This window comes from Micromonospora endolithica, assembly GCF_003626595.1.
In the GTDB taxonomy this organism is placed as follows: Bacteria; Actinomycetota; Actinomycetes; order Mycobacteriales; family Micromonosporaceae; genus Micromonospora; species Micromonospora endolithica.
The window spans coordinates 102,084-118,630 of record NZ_RBAK01000016.1; the positions used below are offsets into that span (position 1 = coordinate 102,084).

At 74.6% G+C, this 16,547-nt stretch carries 16 protein-coding genes and 1 riboswitch; of the genes, 5 read left to right on the top strand and 11 right to left on the bottom strand.

What is annotated here, in order from left to right:
* Positions 1-18: 18 nt before the first annotated feature.
* Positions 19-432 carry an MmcQ/YjbR family DNA-binding protein gene (locus tag D7223_RS28555; protein ID WP_120732036.1) on the top strand — a complete coding sequence of 138 codons (414 nt, stop codon included), beginning with the start codon at positions 19-21 and terminating at the stop codon, positions 430-432.
* A gap of 35 nt (positions 433-467) precedes the next feature.
* Here the strand turns inward: D7223_RS28555 and dinB are convergent, their stop codons facing one another.
* From dinB to D7223_RS28595, 8 genes are all read right to left on the bottom strand, one after another.
* On the bottom strand, positions 468-1,655 hold the full coding sequence (gene dinB, locus D7223_RS28560) for a DNA polymerase IV (protein ID WP_120732107.1): 1,188 nt from the start codon (positions 1,653-1,655) through the stop codon (positions 468-470).
* 67 nt (positions 1,656-1,722) lie between these two features.
* A complete protein-coding gene (locus D7223_RS28565) occupies positions 1,723-3,294 on the bottom strand; it encodes an FMN-binding glutamate synthase family protein (protein ID WP_120732038.1) in 1,572 nt (523 codons plus the stop codon).
* A gap of 51 nt (positions 3,295-3,345) precedes the next feature.
* Entirely contained in the window at positions 3,346-3,759 is a 414-nt protein-coding gene (locus D7223_RS28570; RefSeq protein WP_120732040.1) for a VOC family protein, read from the bottom strand.
* Positions 3,760-3,849: 90 nt separating this feature from the next.
* Positions 3,850-4,980 (bottom strand): peptidoglycan recognition protein family protein, encoded by a 1,131-nt coding sequence (locus D7223_RS28575; RefSeq protein WP_120732042.1) that lies wholly within the window; start codon positions 4,978-4,980, stop codon positions 3,850-3,852.
* A gap of 125 nt (positions 4,981-5,105) precedes the next feature.
* Entirely contained in the window at positions 5,106-5,843 is a 738-nt protein-coding gene (locus tag D7223_RS28580) for an amino acid ABC transporter ATP-binding protein (protein ID WP_120732109.1), read from the bottom strand.
* Between the two features lie 2 nt (positions 5,844-5,845).
* Positions 5,846-6,619: an amino acid ABC transporter permease gene (locus D7223_RS28585; RefSeq protein ID WP_120732044.1), complete on the bottom strand. Its 774-nt coding sequence runs from the start codon at positions 6,617-6,619 to the stop codon at positions 5,846-5,848.
* Between the two features lie 92 nt (positions 6,620-6,711).
* Complete coding sequence (locus tag D7223_RS28590) at positions 6,712-7,557, bottom strand: ABC transporter substrate-binding protein (RefSeq protein ID WP_120732047.1); 846 nt, start codon at positions 7,555-7,557, stop codon at positions 6,712-6,714.
* A gap of 234 nt (positions 7,558-7,791) precedes the next feature.
* A riboswitch (SAM riboswitch) is annotated at positions 7,792-7,903 on the bottom strand.
* Between the two features lie 76 nt (positions 7,904-7,979).
* Positions 7,980-8,672, bottom strand: a complete 693-nt coding sequence (locus D7223_RS28595; protein WP_120732111.1) for an RraA family protein — start codon at positions 8,670-8,672, stop codon at positions 7,980-7,982.
* Between the two features lie 296 nt (positions 8,673-8,968).
* Between D7223_RS28595 and D7223_RS28600 the strand changes: the two genes are divergently transcribed.
* From D7223_RS28600 to D7223_RS28615, 4 genes are all read left to right on the top strand, one after another.
* The gene (locus D7223_RS28600) at positions 8,969-10,636 is read left to right on the top strand and encodes a serine/threonine-protein kinase (RefSeq protein WP_120732049.1); all 1,668 of its coding nucleotides are present in this window, start codon (positions 8,969-8,971) and stop codon (positions 10,634-10,636) included.
* 42 nt (positions 10,637-10,678) lie between these two features.
* Positions 10,679-11,914, top strand: a complete 1,236-nt coding sequence (locus D7223_RS28605; protein WP_120732052.1) for a hypothetical protein — start codon at positions 10,679-10,681, stop codon at positions 11,912-11,914.
* A gap of 84 nt (positions 11,915-11,998) precedes the next feature.
* Positions 11,999-12,991 carry a mechanosensitive ion channel family protein gene (locus tag D7223_RS28610; protein ID WP_120732054.1) on the top strand — a complete coding sequence of 331 codons (993 nt, stop codon included), beginning with the start codon at positions 11,999-12,001 and terminating at the stop codon, positions 12,989-12,991.
* Positions 12,992-13,202: 211 nt separating this feature from the next.
* The gene (locus D7223_RS28615) at positions 13,203-14,456 is read left to right on the top strand and encodes an MFS transporter (RefSeq protein ID WP_120732056.1); all 1,254 of its coding nucleotides are present in this window, start codon (positions 13,203-13,205) and stop codon (positions 14,454-14,456) included.
* A gap of 51 nt (positions 14,457-14,507) precedes the next feature.
* Here D7223_RS28615 and D7223_RS28620 read toward each other — a convergent pair whose 3' ends face one another.
* The 3 genes from D7223_RS28620 to D7223_RS28630 form a co-directional block, all read right to left on the bottom strand.
* A complete protein-coding gene (locus tag D7223_RS28620) occupies positions 14,508-14,894 on the bottom strand; it encodes a VOC family protein (protein ID WP_120732058.1) in 387 nt (128 codons plus the stop codon).
* A complete protein-coding gene (locus D7223_RS28625) occupies positions 14,891-15,805 on the bottom strand; it encodes an SRPBCC family protein (protein ID WP_120732060.1) in 915 nt (304 codons plus the stop codon). The genes D7223_RS28620 and D7223_RS28625 overlap by 4 nt, the downstream gene beginning before the upstream one ends.
* 254 nt (positions 15,806-16,059) lie before the next feature.
* Entirely contained in the window at positions 16,060-16,485 is a 426-nt protein-coding gene (locus tag D7223_RS28630; protein ID WP_186832400.1) for a YchJ family protein, read from the bottom strand.
* Positions 16,486-16,547 lie beyond the last annotated feature (62 nt).

Below are 16,547 nucleotides of genomic sequence, written 5' to 3' on the forward strand. Positions count from 1 at the left end.
GGGCCTACCGTGTCGGGGGTGACCAGTTACGGGGATGTGCCGCCGGAGGTCCTCGACCAGCTCCGCCCGATCTGCCAGGCGTTCCCGGAGAGCTACGAGGAACCCGCGTGGGCCGGGGTCCGCTGGCGGGTGCGGCAGCGGACCTTCGCCTACACGCTCACCGTCGATCCCGGCCATCAGCGGTCCTACGCGCGGGCCGCCGCCGTGGACCGGCCGACCTGCGTGCTGACCTTCCGGGCCGGCGGCGACGAGCTGCGCGCCCTGCTCGCGGCCGGGCCGCCGTTCTTCGCGGCGCCCTGGCCGGCCGACGCGGTCGGCCTGCGGCTGGACGGCGTCGTCGACTGGGAGGAGGTGGCCGAGTTGCTGACCGAGAGCTACTGCCTGCTCGCGCCCCGGAAGCTGGCCGCCCGGGTCGACCGTCCGGCGGGATGAGGCGTCTGCCCGAGACGGCCGGGATGCGCACGGAGTCAGTCCGGCAGCAGGGGCATCTCCACGCCCGGCGCGCGGCCGAGCAGCGCCGCCCGGGTCAGCGCCGCCGACCCGAACCGGTCCCGCACCGCGTCGACCGCCGCGTCCAGGTCCGCCCCCGGATCCCGGTCGAAGGGCAGCGGCGGCTGGACCGGCGCGTCGTCGAGGTTGCCCACCGAGACGCCGATCAGCGTGATGCCCCGCCGGTCGATCTCCGGCGACGCCGCGCGCAGCAACGCCCGCGCCGCACCGAGCAGCGGTGCGGTGTCGGCGGTCGCCTTGTCCACCGTGTGCGAGCGGGTGGCGCGGGTGTAGTCGGCGAACCGTAGCCGCAGCACCACCGTCCGACCCGAGCGGGACGCCGCCCGCATCCGCCGGGTCACCCGGTCGACCAGCCCGGCGAGGATCGCCTCCAGCTCGGCGGGGGAGTGCGGCGTCCGCCCCAGGGCGTGCTGCGCGCCCATCGACGAGCGGCGCCGGCCCACCTGCACCGCCCGTGGGTCGCGGTTGTGGGCCAGCGCGTGCAGGTGCCGGCCGGCACCGCCGCCGAGCAGCGACACCAGGGTCGCCTCGCCGAGCCGCGCGACCTGACCGACGGTACGCACCCCGCGCTCCCGCAGCTTGGCCGCGCTGACCGGGCCGACCCCCCACAGTCGCTCGACGGGCAGCGGATGCAGGAACGCCATCTCGTCGGCCGGTCGCACCACCAGCAGGCCGTCGGGTTTGGCCACGCCACTGGCCACCTTCGCCAGGAACTTCGTCCGGGCCACCCCGACGGTGATCGGCAGGCCGACCCGCTCCCGGACCGCCACCCGGAGTCGGGCCGCGATGTCCGCCGGCGCCCCGGCCAGCCGACGCAACCCGGCCACGTCGAGGAACGCCTCGTCCACCGAGAGCCCCTCGACCAGCGGGGTGGTGTCCCGGAAGATCTCGAACACCGCGCGGCTGGCCGCCGTGTACGCCGACATCCGCGGCGGCACCACGACGGCGTCCGGGCACAGCCGGCGGGCCTGGTGACCGCCCATCGCGCTGCGGACGCCCCGCGCCTTCGCCTCGTAACTGCACGCCAGCACCACCCCGCCGCCCACGATCACCGGCCGGCCGCGCAGGCGCGGATCGTCCCGCTGCTCGACGGAGGCGTAGAACGCGTCCAGGTCGGCGTGCAGGATGGTGGCCTCGGTCGACACGAACACATGTTCGCACGCCCACCCCCGCCAGCACGACTGACCAGCGCCAACGCCCCTCCGTCCCGGGTCAGGGGATGGCGGTGGGGGAGGGTGGGGCGGTGCTGCCCTGCGGGGCTTCCGGGACCATCAGGCGGATGATCTCGGCGCGGTCGGCGGCCGAGGGCAGGCCCCACTCGCGGCGGTAGCCGTACACCTCGTGCAGCGGGGTGGAGGAGGTGCGCCCGTCGAGGATCTCGACGGCGTCGGTGTCGATCAGCCCGGGATGCTCCACCCCGCACGCCTCGGCGACCTTGACCAGGTCGCGCCGCAGCGTACTGATGTAGTTGGCGGCGCGGACCGACTTCAGGGTCGGGTCCAGACCTCGGGCCAGCCACGGGTTCTGGGTGGCCACGCCGGTCGGACAGGTGTCGGTGTGGCATTTCTGGGCCTGGATGCAGCCGATCGCCAGCATCGCCTCCCGCCCGACGTTGACCATGTCGCAGCCGAGCGCGAACGCCACCACGGCGTTGTCCGGCAGGCCGAGCTTGCCGGCGCCGACGAAGACGACGTCCTCGTGCAGGTCCCGCTCCGCGAAGACCTGGTAGACCCGGGCGAAGCCCTGCTGGAACGGCAGCGACACCGAGTCGGTGAAGATCAACGGCGCGGCGCCGGTGCCGCCCTCGCCGCCGTCGACGGTCACGAAGTCCACGCCCCGGCCGGTGTCCCGGATCAGCGTGGTCAGCTCGGTCCAGAAGCCCAGGTCGCCGACGGCGGACTTGATGCCGACCGGCAGGCCGGTCTCGGCGGCGAGCAGTTCCACCCAGTCGAGCAGGCTGTCGCAGTCGGAGAACTCGGCGTGCCGGGACGGGCTCACGCAGTCCTGGCCCTCCGGGATGCCCCGGGTGGCCGCGATCTCCGCCGACACCTTCGCCCCCGGCAGCAGTCCACCCAGGCTGGGCTTCGCGCCCTGGCTCAGCTTGATCTCCAGTGCGCGTACCGGCGCGCCGGCCACCAGGTCCTTGAGCCGGGCGAGGTCGAAGCGCCCCCGCGCGTCCCGGCAGCCGAAGTACGCGGTGCCGAGCTGGAACACCAGGTCGCCGCCGTTACGGTGGTACCGCGACAGCCCGCCCTCGCCGGTGTTCTGTAGGCAGCCGGCCAGCGCCGCGCCCTTGTTCAGCGCGGTGATCGCGTTGCCGGACAGCGAGCCGAAGCTCATCCCGGAGATGTTGACCACCGACTCCGGCCGGAACGCCTTCGCCCGGCCGCGGGCACCGCCGAGCACCTTCGCCGCCGGCAGGCGTACGTCGTGACCCGCCGTCGGCGACGACGGCGGCACCGCCCGGCCGAACGTCCGGTGCTTGATGATCGGATAGCCCGGCGTGTACTCGATGTCGTTGTCGGTGCCGAACCCGAAGTAGTTGTTCTCCCGCTTCGCCGAGGCGTAGATCCAACGCCGCTGGTCGCGGGTGAACGGCCGCTCCTCGTTGTTGCCCGCCACGATGTACTGCCGCAGCTCCGGCCCGATCGACTCCAGCAGGTAGCGGGCCCGCCCGATCACCGGGAAGTTGCGCAGCAGCGCGTGGTCGCGTTGCAGGACGTCACGGGCGGCGAGGCCGGCGAGGGCGGCGACGACGGGCACGGCTCGAGCGGTCCACTTCATGTCCGCGTTGTTTCTCCGCCCGCGGGGCAGGTCAAACGGCGTTCGTGCCGCTCACGTCGACGGGGTGGTGATGTTGACCATCCAGGGGGTGCCGAACCGGTCCTCGCACTGCCCGTACTCGTCGCCCCACATCTGCTTCTCCAGCGGCACGCCGACCGTGCCGCCGACGCACAGCTGCTCCCACCAGCTCCGCAGCTCGTCGGCGTCGTCCCCGCTCAGGCAGACGGTGTGGTCGTTGCCCCGCCGCAGCTCCTCGCCGGGCGGCAGGTCGGAGGCCATCAGCACGTGACCGGCGGCGGTACGCAGCAGGCCGTGCATGATCTGGTCGGCGTACGCCGGGTCCTGCGTCCCGAACTCACCGAAGGTGGTCAGCGTGAGGTCCCCGCCGAACACCCGCCGGTAGAACTCCATCGCCTCGCGGGCGTCGCCGGCGAAGGTCAGATACGGGTTGAGCTGCGCTGTCATGACGTCCTCCTCGTGGTGCGACGACCGGGGTCATCGTCGCACCACGAGGCGTCACCGCCCGGCGCACACGCCGGGCGGACGGGCGGCCGGTCAGCGGCGGAAGGACCGCCGGACCACCCCGCCGACCAGGACGCACCAGGTGTCGGTGGTGACCTTGCCGTTGCGCGGCAGCCGGTGCAGCTCCTGCAACTCCTGGACGGCCTTCCGGGTGGCGTGGTCGTACTCGCCGGTGACCGTGACGTCGGGGTAGCCCCGGAAGACGAGCAGGTCCTGGATGGCGGTGACCGGCAGGCCGGACGCGTGCTTGTCCAGTTCCGGGGCGAGGGTTTCCCAGGTCGGCGCGGTGAGGGTGGCGTCGACGTCGACCGGGATGCCGTTGCGGGCCTGCCAGTCCTGCACGGCGGCGACGGTGGCGGCGTCGAACACCCCGGTGGTCGGCACGGCGTAGCCCCGGTGGGCCAGCAGGTACTGCGCGAGGCGGACCGTCGGCGCGCTGACGAACCGCCACAGGTCCGGCCAGCGGCGGGCCGGCACGTCGGCCAGGTCGGTGCCGAGCGCGGTGAAGACCCGCCGGCGCAGGGTGGGGAACTGTCGGTAGAAGGCGGCGCCCGGGCACTGGGTGGTGCGGAAGTCCCAGTGGCCGAAGATGTCGTGGGCGTGCAGCCCGTACTGCCGGCAGATCGTCACGCAGAGCTTCACCAGCGAGTCGAGCAGCGCCTCCGGCGGTGTCTCGGTGACGTACGTGCCCTCGTTCTCGATGCCGATGGCCCGGCCGTTCTCGCCCGGGCAGTGCGCGGAGACCATCTGCCGGTCGCCGGCGGCCAGCCGCTCCAGACTGCCGCGCCGCCCCTCCAGCACGTACCCGCCGCGGCTGATCGTGAAGTGCTGCCCCGTGTCGGACCAGCCGTTGCCGTCGATGTGCAGGTCCTGGCAGTCGCGGGCGAGCTTGACCGCCTGCGCCTGGGAGTAGTCGGTGACGTTGGGGAACGCCATGTGGTGCACGATGATCTTGTTGGTGGGGATCGTGCTGACCGACAGCGGGTCCTTGGGCGGCCGGGCGCCCCACTCGTCGCAGCTCAGGATCCAGTCCAGGTCGGTGCCGGGATCGGCCCGCGCGGCGCTGGGCAGGGCGAGTTCGGTCCCGACGACCGCGACGGTGGCGGCGCCGAGGCCGGCCCGCAGCAGGGTCCGGCGGTCCAGTTCGGAACGGTCGACGGGCATGACATCTCCTCGGCGTCCGGTGGAGGGGGCCGGGAGCCCTCTGAAAATCAGCTCCATTCCCCCTGCGTCCCGTGGAGGATATTGCCAACCGTGCGCCCGGCGCCAGACCCCGGGCCGCGGCGGATTCAGAGCACCTGGGACAGGAAGCGGCGCAGGCGGGGGTGCTCGGCGGACTCGAAGATCCGCGCGGGTTCGCCGGCCTCCAGCACCACGCCCCGGTCCATGAAGGCCACCGTGTCGGCGACCTCCCGGGCGAAGCCCATCTCGTGCGTCACCACGATCATCGTCATGCCCTGCGCGGACAGGTCCGCCATCAGCGCCAGCACACCCTTGACCAACTCCGGGTCCAACGCCGAGGTGGCCTCGTCGAAGAGCATCACCTGCGGCTGCAACGCCAGCGCGCGGGCGATGGCCACCCGCTGCTGCTGCCCGCCGGACAACTGCGCCGGCCGGGCGTCGGCCTTCGCGGCCAACCCCACCAGCTCCAGCTGGGCGCGGGCGACCGCCACCGCCTCGTCCTCGCCCAGTCGCCGGACGCGCCGCAGCGCGAGGGTGACGTTGCGCAGCACACTCAGGTGCGGGAAGAGGTTGAACTGCTGGAACACCATGCCGACCCGCTGCCGCAGGGCGTCCGGGTCGTCGCCCCGCACACTGCGCCCGTCGAGCAGCACGTCGCCGCGGTCCGGCTCGATCAGCCGGTTGACCGTCCGCAGCAGAGTGGACTTGCCGGAGCCGGACGGGCCGATGACGCAGGCCGTCGCGCCCCGGGGCACGTCCAGGTCGACACCGCGCAGCACCCGGTTCGACCCGAAGGACAGGTGCACGTCGCGGACCCGCACGCTGACGCTCTCGCTCGTCGCCACGGTCATCGGGGGCTTCCTTCCACCGCGCCGGCCAGCGCGAGATCGTCGTCGTCGCCGTCCGGTGCGCCGGCCGGGCGGCCCTGCCGCAGCCGCCGGTCGATGGCGTTGACGGCGTGGGTCAGCGGCACGGTCAGCGCCAGGTAGAACAGGCCGGCCAGCAGCAGCGCCGACTGGTTACCGGTGTTCGCCGCGTAGTCCTGCCCGATCCGGAACAGTTCCCGCTGGCTGGCCAGCAGGCCCAGGAAGTAGACCAGGCTGGAGTCCTTGATCAGCGCGATGAGCTGGTTCACCCAGGCCGGCAGGACCCGGCGTACGCCCTGCGGGATGATCACCACCCGCATCGCCGTACCCCAGGACAGGCCCAGCGCGCGGGCCCCCTCCAACTGCGCGGCCTCCACCGACTGGATGCCGGAGCGGAAGATCTCCCCGATGTACGCCGCCGCGATCAGCGACAACGCCAGGATGCCCAGCGGGTACGGGTTCGGGCCCCACACCCGCATGCCCAGCGGGGCGAGGCCGACGCCGATCAGCAGGATCGTCGCCGCCGCCGGCAGGCCCCGGAAGATGTCGGTGTAGACGCGGGCCGGCCAGCGCAGCCACCGCGTACGCGAGATGCCCGCGACGGCCAGCGCCATGCCCAGCACCGAGCCGAGCAGGGCGGCGGAGACCGCCAGGATCAGCGTGTTGGGCAGCCCGACGGTCAGCATCTCGGGCAACGCCTCGCGCATGGAATCGACGTCGAAGAACGTCTCCCACAGGGTGCGCAACGGATCCATCGTCTCTCCTACCGCCCCGCTCGTTCGTGTCCGGTGGTGGGTTGGGAAGGGACCCCTGTACAACGCCAGGCGTTAACAGGGGGCCCTTCCTTTCATGCCTTCGGCGGGGCGACCGCGCCGCTGCCGGGCGTGAAGTCGGCCGGGACGGGGCGGCCGGGGTAGTACTGCGTCTGGAGCTTCGTCCAGGTGCCGTCGGCGATCACCTCGTCCAGGGCCTTGTTCAGCGCCTCCCGCAGCGCGTCGTTGTCCTTGGCGAACGCGTACGCCGTCGGGGCCGGGCTGAGTTCCTTGGCCGCGACCGTGATCGTGCCCCTGCTGTCGGCGGCCGACTTCTCGCCGATCTCGGCGGGAGCGATCCAGGCGTCCACGGTGCCGGCCTTGAGCTGGTTGATCGCACCGTTGTAGTCGGGCACCCGCACCGGGTCGAGGCCCTTGCCGGTGGCGTAGTCGTCCTGCACGGTGCCCTGCACGACCACGACCCGCTTGCCGCCGAGCTGGTCGAAGCCGGTGAGCGTCGAGCCGGCCGGGACGTCCAGGCCGAAATAGCCGAAGTCGTAGCCGTTGCCGAAGTCGACGGTCTTCTTCCGCGCCTCGGTGATGGTGATCGAGGAGCTGCCGACGTCGAACGTGCGGTTGGCGACCTGGGACAGCAGCGCGGAGAAGTCGGTGCCGACGAACTCCACCCGCAGGCCGAGCTTGCCGGCCGCCGCGACCAGCAGGTCGTTGTCGTACCCGGTGAACTTGCCGTCGGAGAGGAAGACGTTCGGCGGCGCGTCGGTGAGCGTGCCGGCCCGCAGCACCCCCGGCTGGAGCAGGCCGTACGGGTTGTCGGCGGCGGACGACGCGGAGTCGTCGCCGCAGGCGGTGAGGGTGGTCGCGGCGAGTACGGCGGCGACGCCGAGGGCGGCGGCACGGGTCAGGGCAGGAAGAAGTCGCACAGGTGTCTCCGGGAGGTCGGGTGGGCGGCGGGCGCGGGCGTGCGCCACCGGCGGTCCGCCGGGAGGGCGTACCGCGGGAAGGGGTGCGGCGGAAGGGAAGCGGCGCGGTCAGCTACACGCGGCGCTGTGGACCCGCATCAGGTCGACGTGCCGACGACGGATCAGCACCGGCGAAGGGACGCAACGGGAAGTGGACATGGTTCTCCTCAACGGGCCGGGTCGGCCTGGGGAACCAGGCCACGCTTGCACCGGAACGACTCCGGTGCCTGGTCCTCACCCGGGGCACCCCTACGTGGACGAGGGTTGCCGGCCAGCGAGCCGGGGCTTGACGCTGGCGCTCATGACCTGCCGACGACACTAGCAGCGGCCCACGGCGGATCGTCCAGCCGTTATGACCGTCCTCACCCGCCGGGCCGGCCTGCTCACTCCTCGATCGCGCCGCCGACGCGCCGCAGGTGGGCCCGGAACGTGTACCCGGGATCGGCCGCGCGCCGGTCCAGGTAGTCGGCGAAGCCGGTCTGCCCCCGCAGCGTCTCCCCGGCCCGGATCCGCCGGGCCTGCGCGCGCTCGGTGCGCCGGATCCCCTCCGCCACGGCCCGGATCTCCCCGGCCCGGGCGACCGGCAGGAACATCGCCCCGTCGTCGTCGGCGACGACGACATCGTCGCCGGTCACCAGGTGCGGCCCGAACCGGGCGCTGGTCAGCGTCGCCGGCTCCCGGTCGTCCAGCCGGGTCGGGCCCAGCGGCAGGCTCCCGTAGCTGAACACCGGCAGGCCGATCTCGATCAGTTCCGGGGTGTCCCGGTGCAGGCCCCACACGACCAGCCCGGCCAGGCCCGCCGCGACCGCCTCCAGCACGGCCAGGTCGCCCACGCACGCCTCGTCCGTCCGGCCCGCGTTGTCGATCACCAGCACGTCGCCCGGGGCGGCGTCGCCGTAGGCCTCCAGGAAGACGTCCACGCTGCCGTGGTGGCGGACCGGCCGCGCCCGACCGGCGAGCCGGTGGCCGGGCACGACCGCCCGCAGGCCGGCCGGCGCCGCCCGGAGCGGCACCCCCAGGCGTACGCAGGCGTCGGCCAGGGCCGGCGTGGACAACTCGGCGAAGGGGTCGGTCATCGCGTCCTCCCGGTGGTGGTGAGCCGTCATCGTGCGGGGCGGCGCGGCCCGGGGACGAGGCCCAATCCGCACCCGCTGGACCGGCCGGCCCGCTGCACCGCCGGCGGGCGCTTGCGCCCGGCTGGTACCAGTGACCCTGTGTCCGTGACCGACCATGCCGCCGGGACGCCGGGCCGGGCCGCCGACCGGGGAACCGGAAGCACCCGTTGCGCCGATGGCCGGCCGCCGCGACGCGACCACAATGACCAGCAGGGCGGGTGGCGGGACCGTCCACCCGGGGCGGGAGAGGTGCGCACGTGACCGGTTGGCGGCTCTCCGGCTACACCACGGTCCGACAGCTCGGCGCCGGTGCGTCGGGCCGCGTCGACCTCGCCGTCCACGACGCCACCGGCACGCCGGTGGCGGTCAAGTATCTGACCGCCGGCATCGGCGACGATCCCTCCTTCCGGGACACGTTCCGCGCCGAGGCGCGGCTGCTGGCCGACATCGACGACCCGCACGTCTCGCGGCTGTACGAGTACGTCGAGTCGCCGGCCGGCGCGGCGATCGTGATGGAACTGGTGAACGGCGTCTCGCTGCGACAGATGCTGCGCGCGCACGGGGCCACCACCGGTGAGTCCGCGCTGTGCGTCCTGAAGGGGTCACTGGCCGGGCTGGGCGCCGCCCACGACCGGGGCGTCGTGCACCGCGACTACAAGCCGGAGAACGTGCTCGTCACCGCCGAGGGTGCGAGCAAGCTGGCCGACTTCGGCATCGCCATGCCGGTCGGCGAGGACTCCGGCGGCAGCGTCACCGGCACCCCCCGCTACATGGCGCCGGAACAGTGGACCGGGGCGCCGGCCAGCCCGGCCTGCGACATCTACGCGGCCACCGCGACCTTCTACGAGTGCGTCACCGGTCGGCCGCCCTACGACGGCCGGGACCTGTTCACGCTGCGCCGCCAGCACGCCGAGGACCCGGTCCCCACCGACCTGGTGCCCCCGCCGCTGCACGAGCTGCTACGCCTGGGCATGGCCAAGCGGCCCGACGAGAGACCACAGCCCGCCCAGGTCTTCCTCGCGGTGCTGGAGCAGGTCGCCGCGGACGCGTACGGGCCGCGGTGGGAGGAGCGGGGGCTCGCCGAACTGGCCCGGCGGGCGGCCCTGCTCGCCGCGCTGTTCCCGTTCCCCGACGGCACCGCCGGCGCCACCAGCGTGGCCAGCACCCGGCTGGGCGGGGGCGCCGGCCGGTTCGGCCACCTGCGTACCGGCCGGGCCCGACCGGCCCTGCTCGCCGCCGGCGTCGTGGTGGCGTTGCTGCTCGGCGGCGCCGGCCTCAGCTACGCCGCCCGCGACGCCCCGCCGGCCACCGCGGTCGGTGACCCCGAGTCGGTCGCCGGCACCACGGTCGGACCCCCCGCCGGCCCGGCGCCGGTCACCGGCACGGTGGCACCGACCGGCACCGCCGGTCCCCCGGCGGGGACCACCCCGACCGCCCCGACCACCGCCGCCGCGCCGGCTTCGCCAGACGAACCGACCGGCGGCACCGCGCCGACCACCCCCGCCGCCCCACCCACCTCGGCACCGGCGACGACCCGCCCGACGGTCACCACCAGCCCGCCGCCCCCACCGGACCGGGTCGCGCCGACGGTCGAGAAGGTCGGTGCCGACCCGACGGTCCTCGACCCGGCCGGTTGCCCGTACGGGCCCACCGCCAGCACGGTCACCGCCGTGGTCACCGACGACCGCTCCCCGGCCGGGCAACTGCGGGTCAGCCTCCGGTACACGGTGGAGAAACGCGGCGGCGCGGTCACCATGACCTCCGTCGGGCGCTCGCGGTTCACCGGCGTCCTCGGCGACCTGCCCCGACCGGGCAGCACCACCCGGATACCGGTCACCGTCGTCGCGGTCGACGCCGCCGGCAACACCTCGGCGCCGAGCCCGCCGCTGTACGTGACCCTCTACTCCTTCTGCACCCCCGGCTGACCGGGGCGACCACGTCGACCACCAGGACGGAGGCGGGCCGCGATGAGCCAGCCGCACGACGCCACCGAGGCGCTGCCCACCCGACGGATGCCCGCCGCCGGTGACCCGACGGTGCGCCTGGACGCGCACCCCGCGGCGTCCCCGCCGGACGAGCCGACCGTCCACCTGCGGTCCGACCGGGCCACCGGCCACGGCACCCCGGAGGAGGCCACCATCCACCTGACCGCCGACCAGGCGACGACCCGGCTGGTCGTGCCGTCCGGCCCGGACGACGCGGCGACCGCGCGGCTCGCCGTGCCACCGGGTCCGGACGAGGAGGCGACGACCCGGCTGGTCGTGCCGTCCGGCCCGGACGACGCGGCGACCGCGCGGCTCGCCGTGCCACGCGGTCCGGACGAGGAGGCGACGACCCGGCTGGCCGTGCCGCCCGGCCCCGACGACACGGCCACCGCGCGGCTGGCCCCGGCCGACGAGGCGACCACCCGGCTGGCTGCGTCCACGGCCGACGAGGCGACCACCCGGCTGGTCGGCACGGGTCCTTCCGGAGCGGGGGAGGCCACCGTCCACCTACCGGCCGACGTCGGCGCGACGTACCCCGCCGCGACCGGACACCTCGACGCGACCGTCCACACCGGCCCGGGACGGTCCACGGCGCACCGGCCGGGGGAGCCGACCGGGGTGAACCGCACCGGCACGTACGGGCGGCCGACGTCGGCGGCGTCCACCGGGACCGGCGCGGCGCGGGTGGGCGCGTCGGGGCGTACCGGATCGGGTGTGGCCGCCCAGGCGGGCGGTGAGGTGCGGTTCGGGCCCGGCGTGCCCACCACGCCGCCGCCCGCGCCCGCCTGGCCGGTCTCGCCGCCGCCCCGCCGCCGGCCGGTCTGGCGCCGGCTGACCTCGCTGCTGTCCGGCCTGCTCACCGTGGTCCTGGTGGTCGTCGTCGGGCTCTACCTGTGGCAGCGGCTGCGCCCCCTGGAGGTCGACGGTGTGACGGTGGCGACGCCGCCGCCGGCCGGATGCGACGCCACCGTGGACGTGGTGGCGACGGTGGCCACCAACGGCCGGGCGGGGGAGATCCGCTACCAGTGGCTGCGCTCCGGCAGCACCCCGGGGACGCTGCTCACCGAGCGGGTCGGCTGGGGTCAGCGGAGCGTGACGCTGACGTTGCGGTGGGCGTTCAGCGGCGTCGGTGCCGCCAGCGAGACCGCCACCGTCAACATCGTCTCCCCGTCCGCGATGCAGGCGCAGACCCCGGTCCGGTACGACTGCCGGGGCTGACGCGTCCCGCGGGTCCGGTGTTTCCGGCGCGGGTCACCCGGGTAGGTGCGGCCGGACAACGGATGCGCGTAGTGAGGACGAGGGATGACAGACAGATTCGGCGACGCGGTGGGCGACGCCCTGCGCTCGGTGATGCTCTTCCTGCCGAAGGCCGTGGCCTTCGTGGCGATCCTGGTGGCCGGCTGGCTGATCGCCAAGGCGGTGCTGAAGATCGTGGACAAGGTGCTGGAGCGGGTCGGCTTCGACAAGGCCGTGGAGCGCGGCGGGATCCGGCGGGCGCTGGCCCGCTCCCGCTACGACGCCAGCGACATCGTGGCGAAGCTCGCCTACTACGGGGTCCTGCTGGTCACCCTCCAGCTGGCCTTCGGCATCTGGGGCCCGAACCCCATCTCCGACCTGATCGCCGGCGTCGTCGCCTGGCTGCCGCGTGCCTTCGTCGCGATCGTCATCGTGGTGGTCGCCGCCGCGATCGCCAACGCGGTGCGGGACATCATCGGCGGTGCCCTGGGCGGGCTCTCCTACGGCCGGATCCTGGCCACCATCGCGTACGTGTTCATCCTCGGTCTCGGCGTCATCGCCGCGCTGAACCAGATCGGTGTCGCCACCGCGGTCACCACCCCGGTGCTGGTCGCCGTGCTGGCCACCGTCGGCGGCATCCTCGTCGTCGGGGTCGGCGGTGGCCTGGTCCGCCCGATGCAGAGCCGCTGGGAGTCCTGGCTGACCCGCGCCGAGCAGGAGTCGCAGCTCATCGCCACCCACGCCCGCGCCTACCAGGCCGGCCGCCGGGACACCGCGGCACACCTGGCCGGCGCGTCCGACACCACCCAGGTGGTGCCGCCCGCCGCCGGGGACACCGGCCTCTCCGACGTGGAGGCGACGCAGGTGGTGCCGCGTCCCGCCGACGCCGACATCACCCAGCCGGTGCCGCGCGGCGCGGCCGGCTCCACGTCCGGTGCGGACACCACCCAGGTCAGCTCGCGGGCCGGGAGCATCCCGACGCAGCCGACCGCCGAGGACGCCGAGGACGCCGAGGCGACCATGGTCATCCCGACCGATCCGGAGAAGTACCGCCGCTGACCGGCCGGCCGACCACCGCGCATCGGGGTGGGACCCGTCGAGGGTCCCACCCCGCCGCGTGTCCGGGGCGAAAGCCGTGGACCGGCCCCGGACCGCCGTCTACGATCGCGGTCATGACGTGGCGATGTTGATCCAGAACTAGAGGCCGCTGCCGTGGGCCACCCCGGCCGCCGTACGTCCGGCGACCGCTTCGATCCCACGGGAAGGCCTCATGACCCTCACCTCGGTACGTCCGCCCGACCGCCGGGTCCGCCGGCTGGCGGCGACCCTCTACGGATACGCGTTCCTCAGCGAACTCGTCCTGCTCTACCCGGTGTACGCGCTGCTGTTCAGCGACACCGGCCTCACCGTCTGGCAGATCTCCACGCTGTTCGTGATCTGGTCGGCGTCCAGTGTGTTGCTGGAGGTCCCCTCCGGCGCGCTGGCCGACGCGGTGTCCCGACGGCTGCTGATCTGCCTGGCGCCGCTGGTCACCGGCGCCGGTTTCGCGCTGTGGGTGCTCGCCCCGTCGTACCCGGCGTTCGCCCTCGGCTTCCTGCTCTGGGGCGCCGGCGGCGCGCTGGCCTCCGGTGCCCTGGAGGCGCTGGTGTTCGACGAGCTCGACCAGTTGGGCGCCGCCGGCCGGTACGCCCGCACCGTCGGCCGCGCGGAGACCGCCGGCACCGTCGCGGTGCTGCTGTCGATCGTGCTCGCCGGCCCGGTGCTCGCCCTCGGCGGCTACCTGGCCGTCGGCGCGGCCAGCGTGGCGACCTGCGTGGCCGCGGCGGCACTCGCGACCCGGTTCCCGGAACACCGCCGGCCCGCCGTGACCACCCCGACCGGTCCCGCCGGCGACTCCGACGACCCCGACGACGACCTCGGCTGGTGGGCCAGCCTGCGCGCCGGGCTCGCCGAGGTCCGCCTGGACCGGGGCGTACGCGCGGCGGTCCTGCTCGTCGCCGCCGTCAGCGGTGTATGGGGCGTGCTGGACGAGTACACCCCGCTGCTGGCCCGGGACACCGGCGTGGCCGAACCGACCGTGCCGCTGCTGCTCCTGCTCACCTGGATCGGGGTCAGCGTCGGCGGGCTGCTCGCCCCGGCGGGGGAGCGCTGGGGTCGCCGGGGGTACGCGGTCCTGCTGGTGGCCTCCGCGGTCGCCCTGGCGGCCGGCGCGCTGCTCGGTCATCCGGCCGGCTTCGTGCTGATCGGTGCCGCGTTCTGCGGTTTTCAACTCGCCACCGTGCTCGCCGGGGCCCGGTTGCAGGCCCGGATCAGGGGTGCCAGCCGGGCCACCGTCACCTCGCTGTCCGGCATGGCCACCGACGTCACCGTCATCGCCCTGTACGCCGGCTACGGCCTGCTCGCCACCGGGGCCGGCAACGCGGTCGCGTTCGCGGTGGCCGCCGTGCCGTACCTCCTGGTCGCGGTGCTGGTGGTGAGGCGGGCCGGCACGGGCTCGCGGCGGGCGACCCGGTCGGCGGAGTGACTCCTCGGCCCGGCGGCGGTCGCGGTGACCGCCGCCGGGCCGAGCCGGTGGTCAGCCCCCCATGCTGAGGTAGGACCACTGGTGGCCGTCCGGGTCCCGGAAGCCGCGCATGTAGAGCCAGCCCTGGTCCTGGCCGCCGCCGAGCGACTCGCCCCCGGCGGCCACCGCCCGGTCGACGAGGTCGTCGACCTGCTGCCGGCTCTCCGCCGAGAGGCCGATGATCACCTCGCGGCTGGTCGCCGGGTCGGTCACCGGGACACCGGTGTAGGCGGTGAAGGCCGGCGGAACGTGCAGCATGAGCCGGGTGTCGGCGCCGAGGGTGAGTGCGATGCTCGTGCCGTCCGGGGCCGGGTCGTCGGCGGTGAAGCCGAGGGCCCGGAAGAAGGTGACGGCGACGGTCAGGTCGCGCACCGGCAGGTTGACGAAGGTGATGGTCATCGCGGGTCCCCGTCCGTCTCCAGGAGCTGCTTGAGCGCGGCGAGCCGGTCCCGCCAGTACGCCTTGAGGTCGGCCGCCCGCCGCGGGTCGGTCACCTTCTCGTGCTGCACGGTCACCTTGGACTTCGTCGGGCCCACCGCGACGAACCCGACCACGATGCGGGTCGGTCCGCCCGCCCAGTCGGCACGGAACGTACGCGGCGCGGTGGCCGTCCGGACCCGCACCTCGACCTCGGGCAGCCACCGCGCCCGCAGTGCCTCGTCGGCGAAGGCGTCGAACAGTCGCTCGACGGGCACCGCGACGGTCCGGCTGCCGCCCGTGGAGTACCCGCCGTCGCGGCCCTGGCCCGGTGCGCGCAGCCCGCGGGCCTGCTCGTAGCCGACCGTGACGGTCTGCGCCCACCAGCCCGGCACCCGGTGCGTGGTCACCAGCCAGGCGGCGATCTCGCCGTGGGTGCGGGCGTCGGCCGTTCCCGCGCCCGACCGCCCGGCGGTGTCGTCGCCCGACCGCCCGGCGGTGTCCTCGCCCGACCGGCCGGCGGTGTTCTCGTCGTCGAGCAGGGCGAACCACTCGTCCCAGCCCCGGCCGGTGCGCTCGCGCAGCAACGCGTCCGGGATCCGCTCCCGCTGTCCGGCGACGGCGGCCGTCGGGTCCGGCCCGGCTGTTCCGTGTTCGGCCGTTGCGCGTGCCGCCGGGCCGCGCGGGATGGTGGCCGGGTCGGTGGTGGCCCCGGACGGGTCGTCCGGGGCCGCTGCGGTGGCCGCCCCCCGGTGCGCCGGATCGCTGTCGGCCGGTGCCCGCGTGCCGGCGGCGACCCGGGTCAGCAGGTGCCGGCGTGCGGTGGTGTAGCTCTCACCGGTCTTGGTCATCCGGGCGCGCACCCGGGCCTTGAAGGCGCGGTGACTGGTCATCACGTGCTCCCTGTCCACGGCACGGTCGCAGGGACTCACGCTCCCGTCGACCCCGCCGGAGTGGGGCACATGGTGTGGCGTCCCGAGGGCTCGGGCCCCCTCTGCCTCCGCGGAGCCGGTGGCGTGAGCACCGGGAGGGAGGTGTGGCGCAGGACGGCGCCGAAGCCCATCCTAGCGACGTCACCCGGGTCGCGCACGCCCTCGCCGGTCAGCTCGCTCCGGCGCGTCGCCCCGGCGGCCGGGGCGACGCGCGGTCAGGTCGGCTCGGCGTCCAGGTAGACCCAGCGGCCGTCCTCGCGGACGAACCGGCTGCGTTCGGTGAGCTGGCCGGGGTGCCCGCCCGCGCGGTACCGGGCGCGGAACTCCACCGTGCCGGTGCTGTCGAACAGGCCGCCCCGGTCGGTGCCGACGACCTCCAGGCCGGTCCACCGCTCGCCCGGGTCCAGGCGCAGCCGTGCCGGCCGGGTCGAGGAGTGCCAGCTGCGCAGCAGGTACGCGGTGTCCCCGACGGCGAAGGCGGCGTAGCGCGACCGCATCAACGCCTCGGCGGTCGGCGCGTCCGCCTCGCCCCGGTGCAGCCGGGCGCAGCAGTCGTCGTACGGCAATCCCGATCCGCACGGACAGGCCCCGCCGCCGGCCGCCGAATCCGGTCGTCTTCCCACCCGCTCATCCTCGCGCAGCGCCGACCCGGCCCGGGATCCGCCCCTCCGCGCGGCCGTTTTCGAGGCTGGGCCGCAGCGCG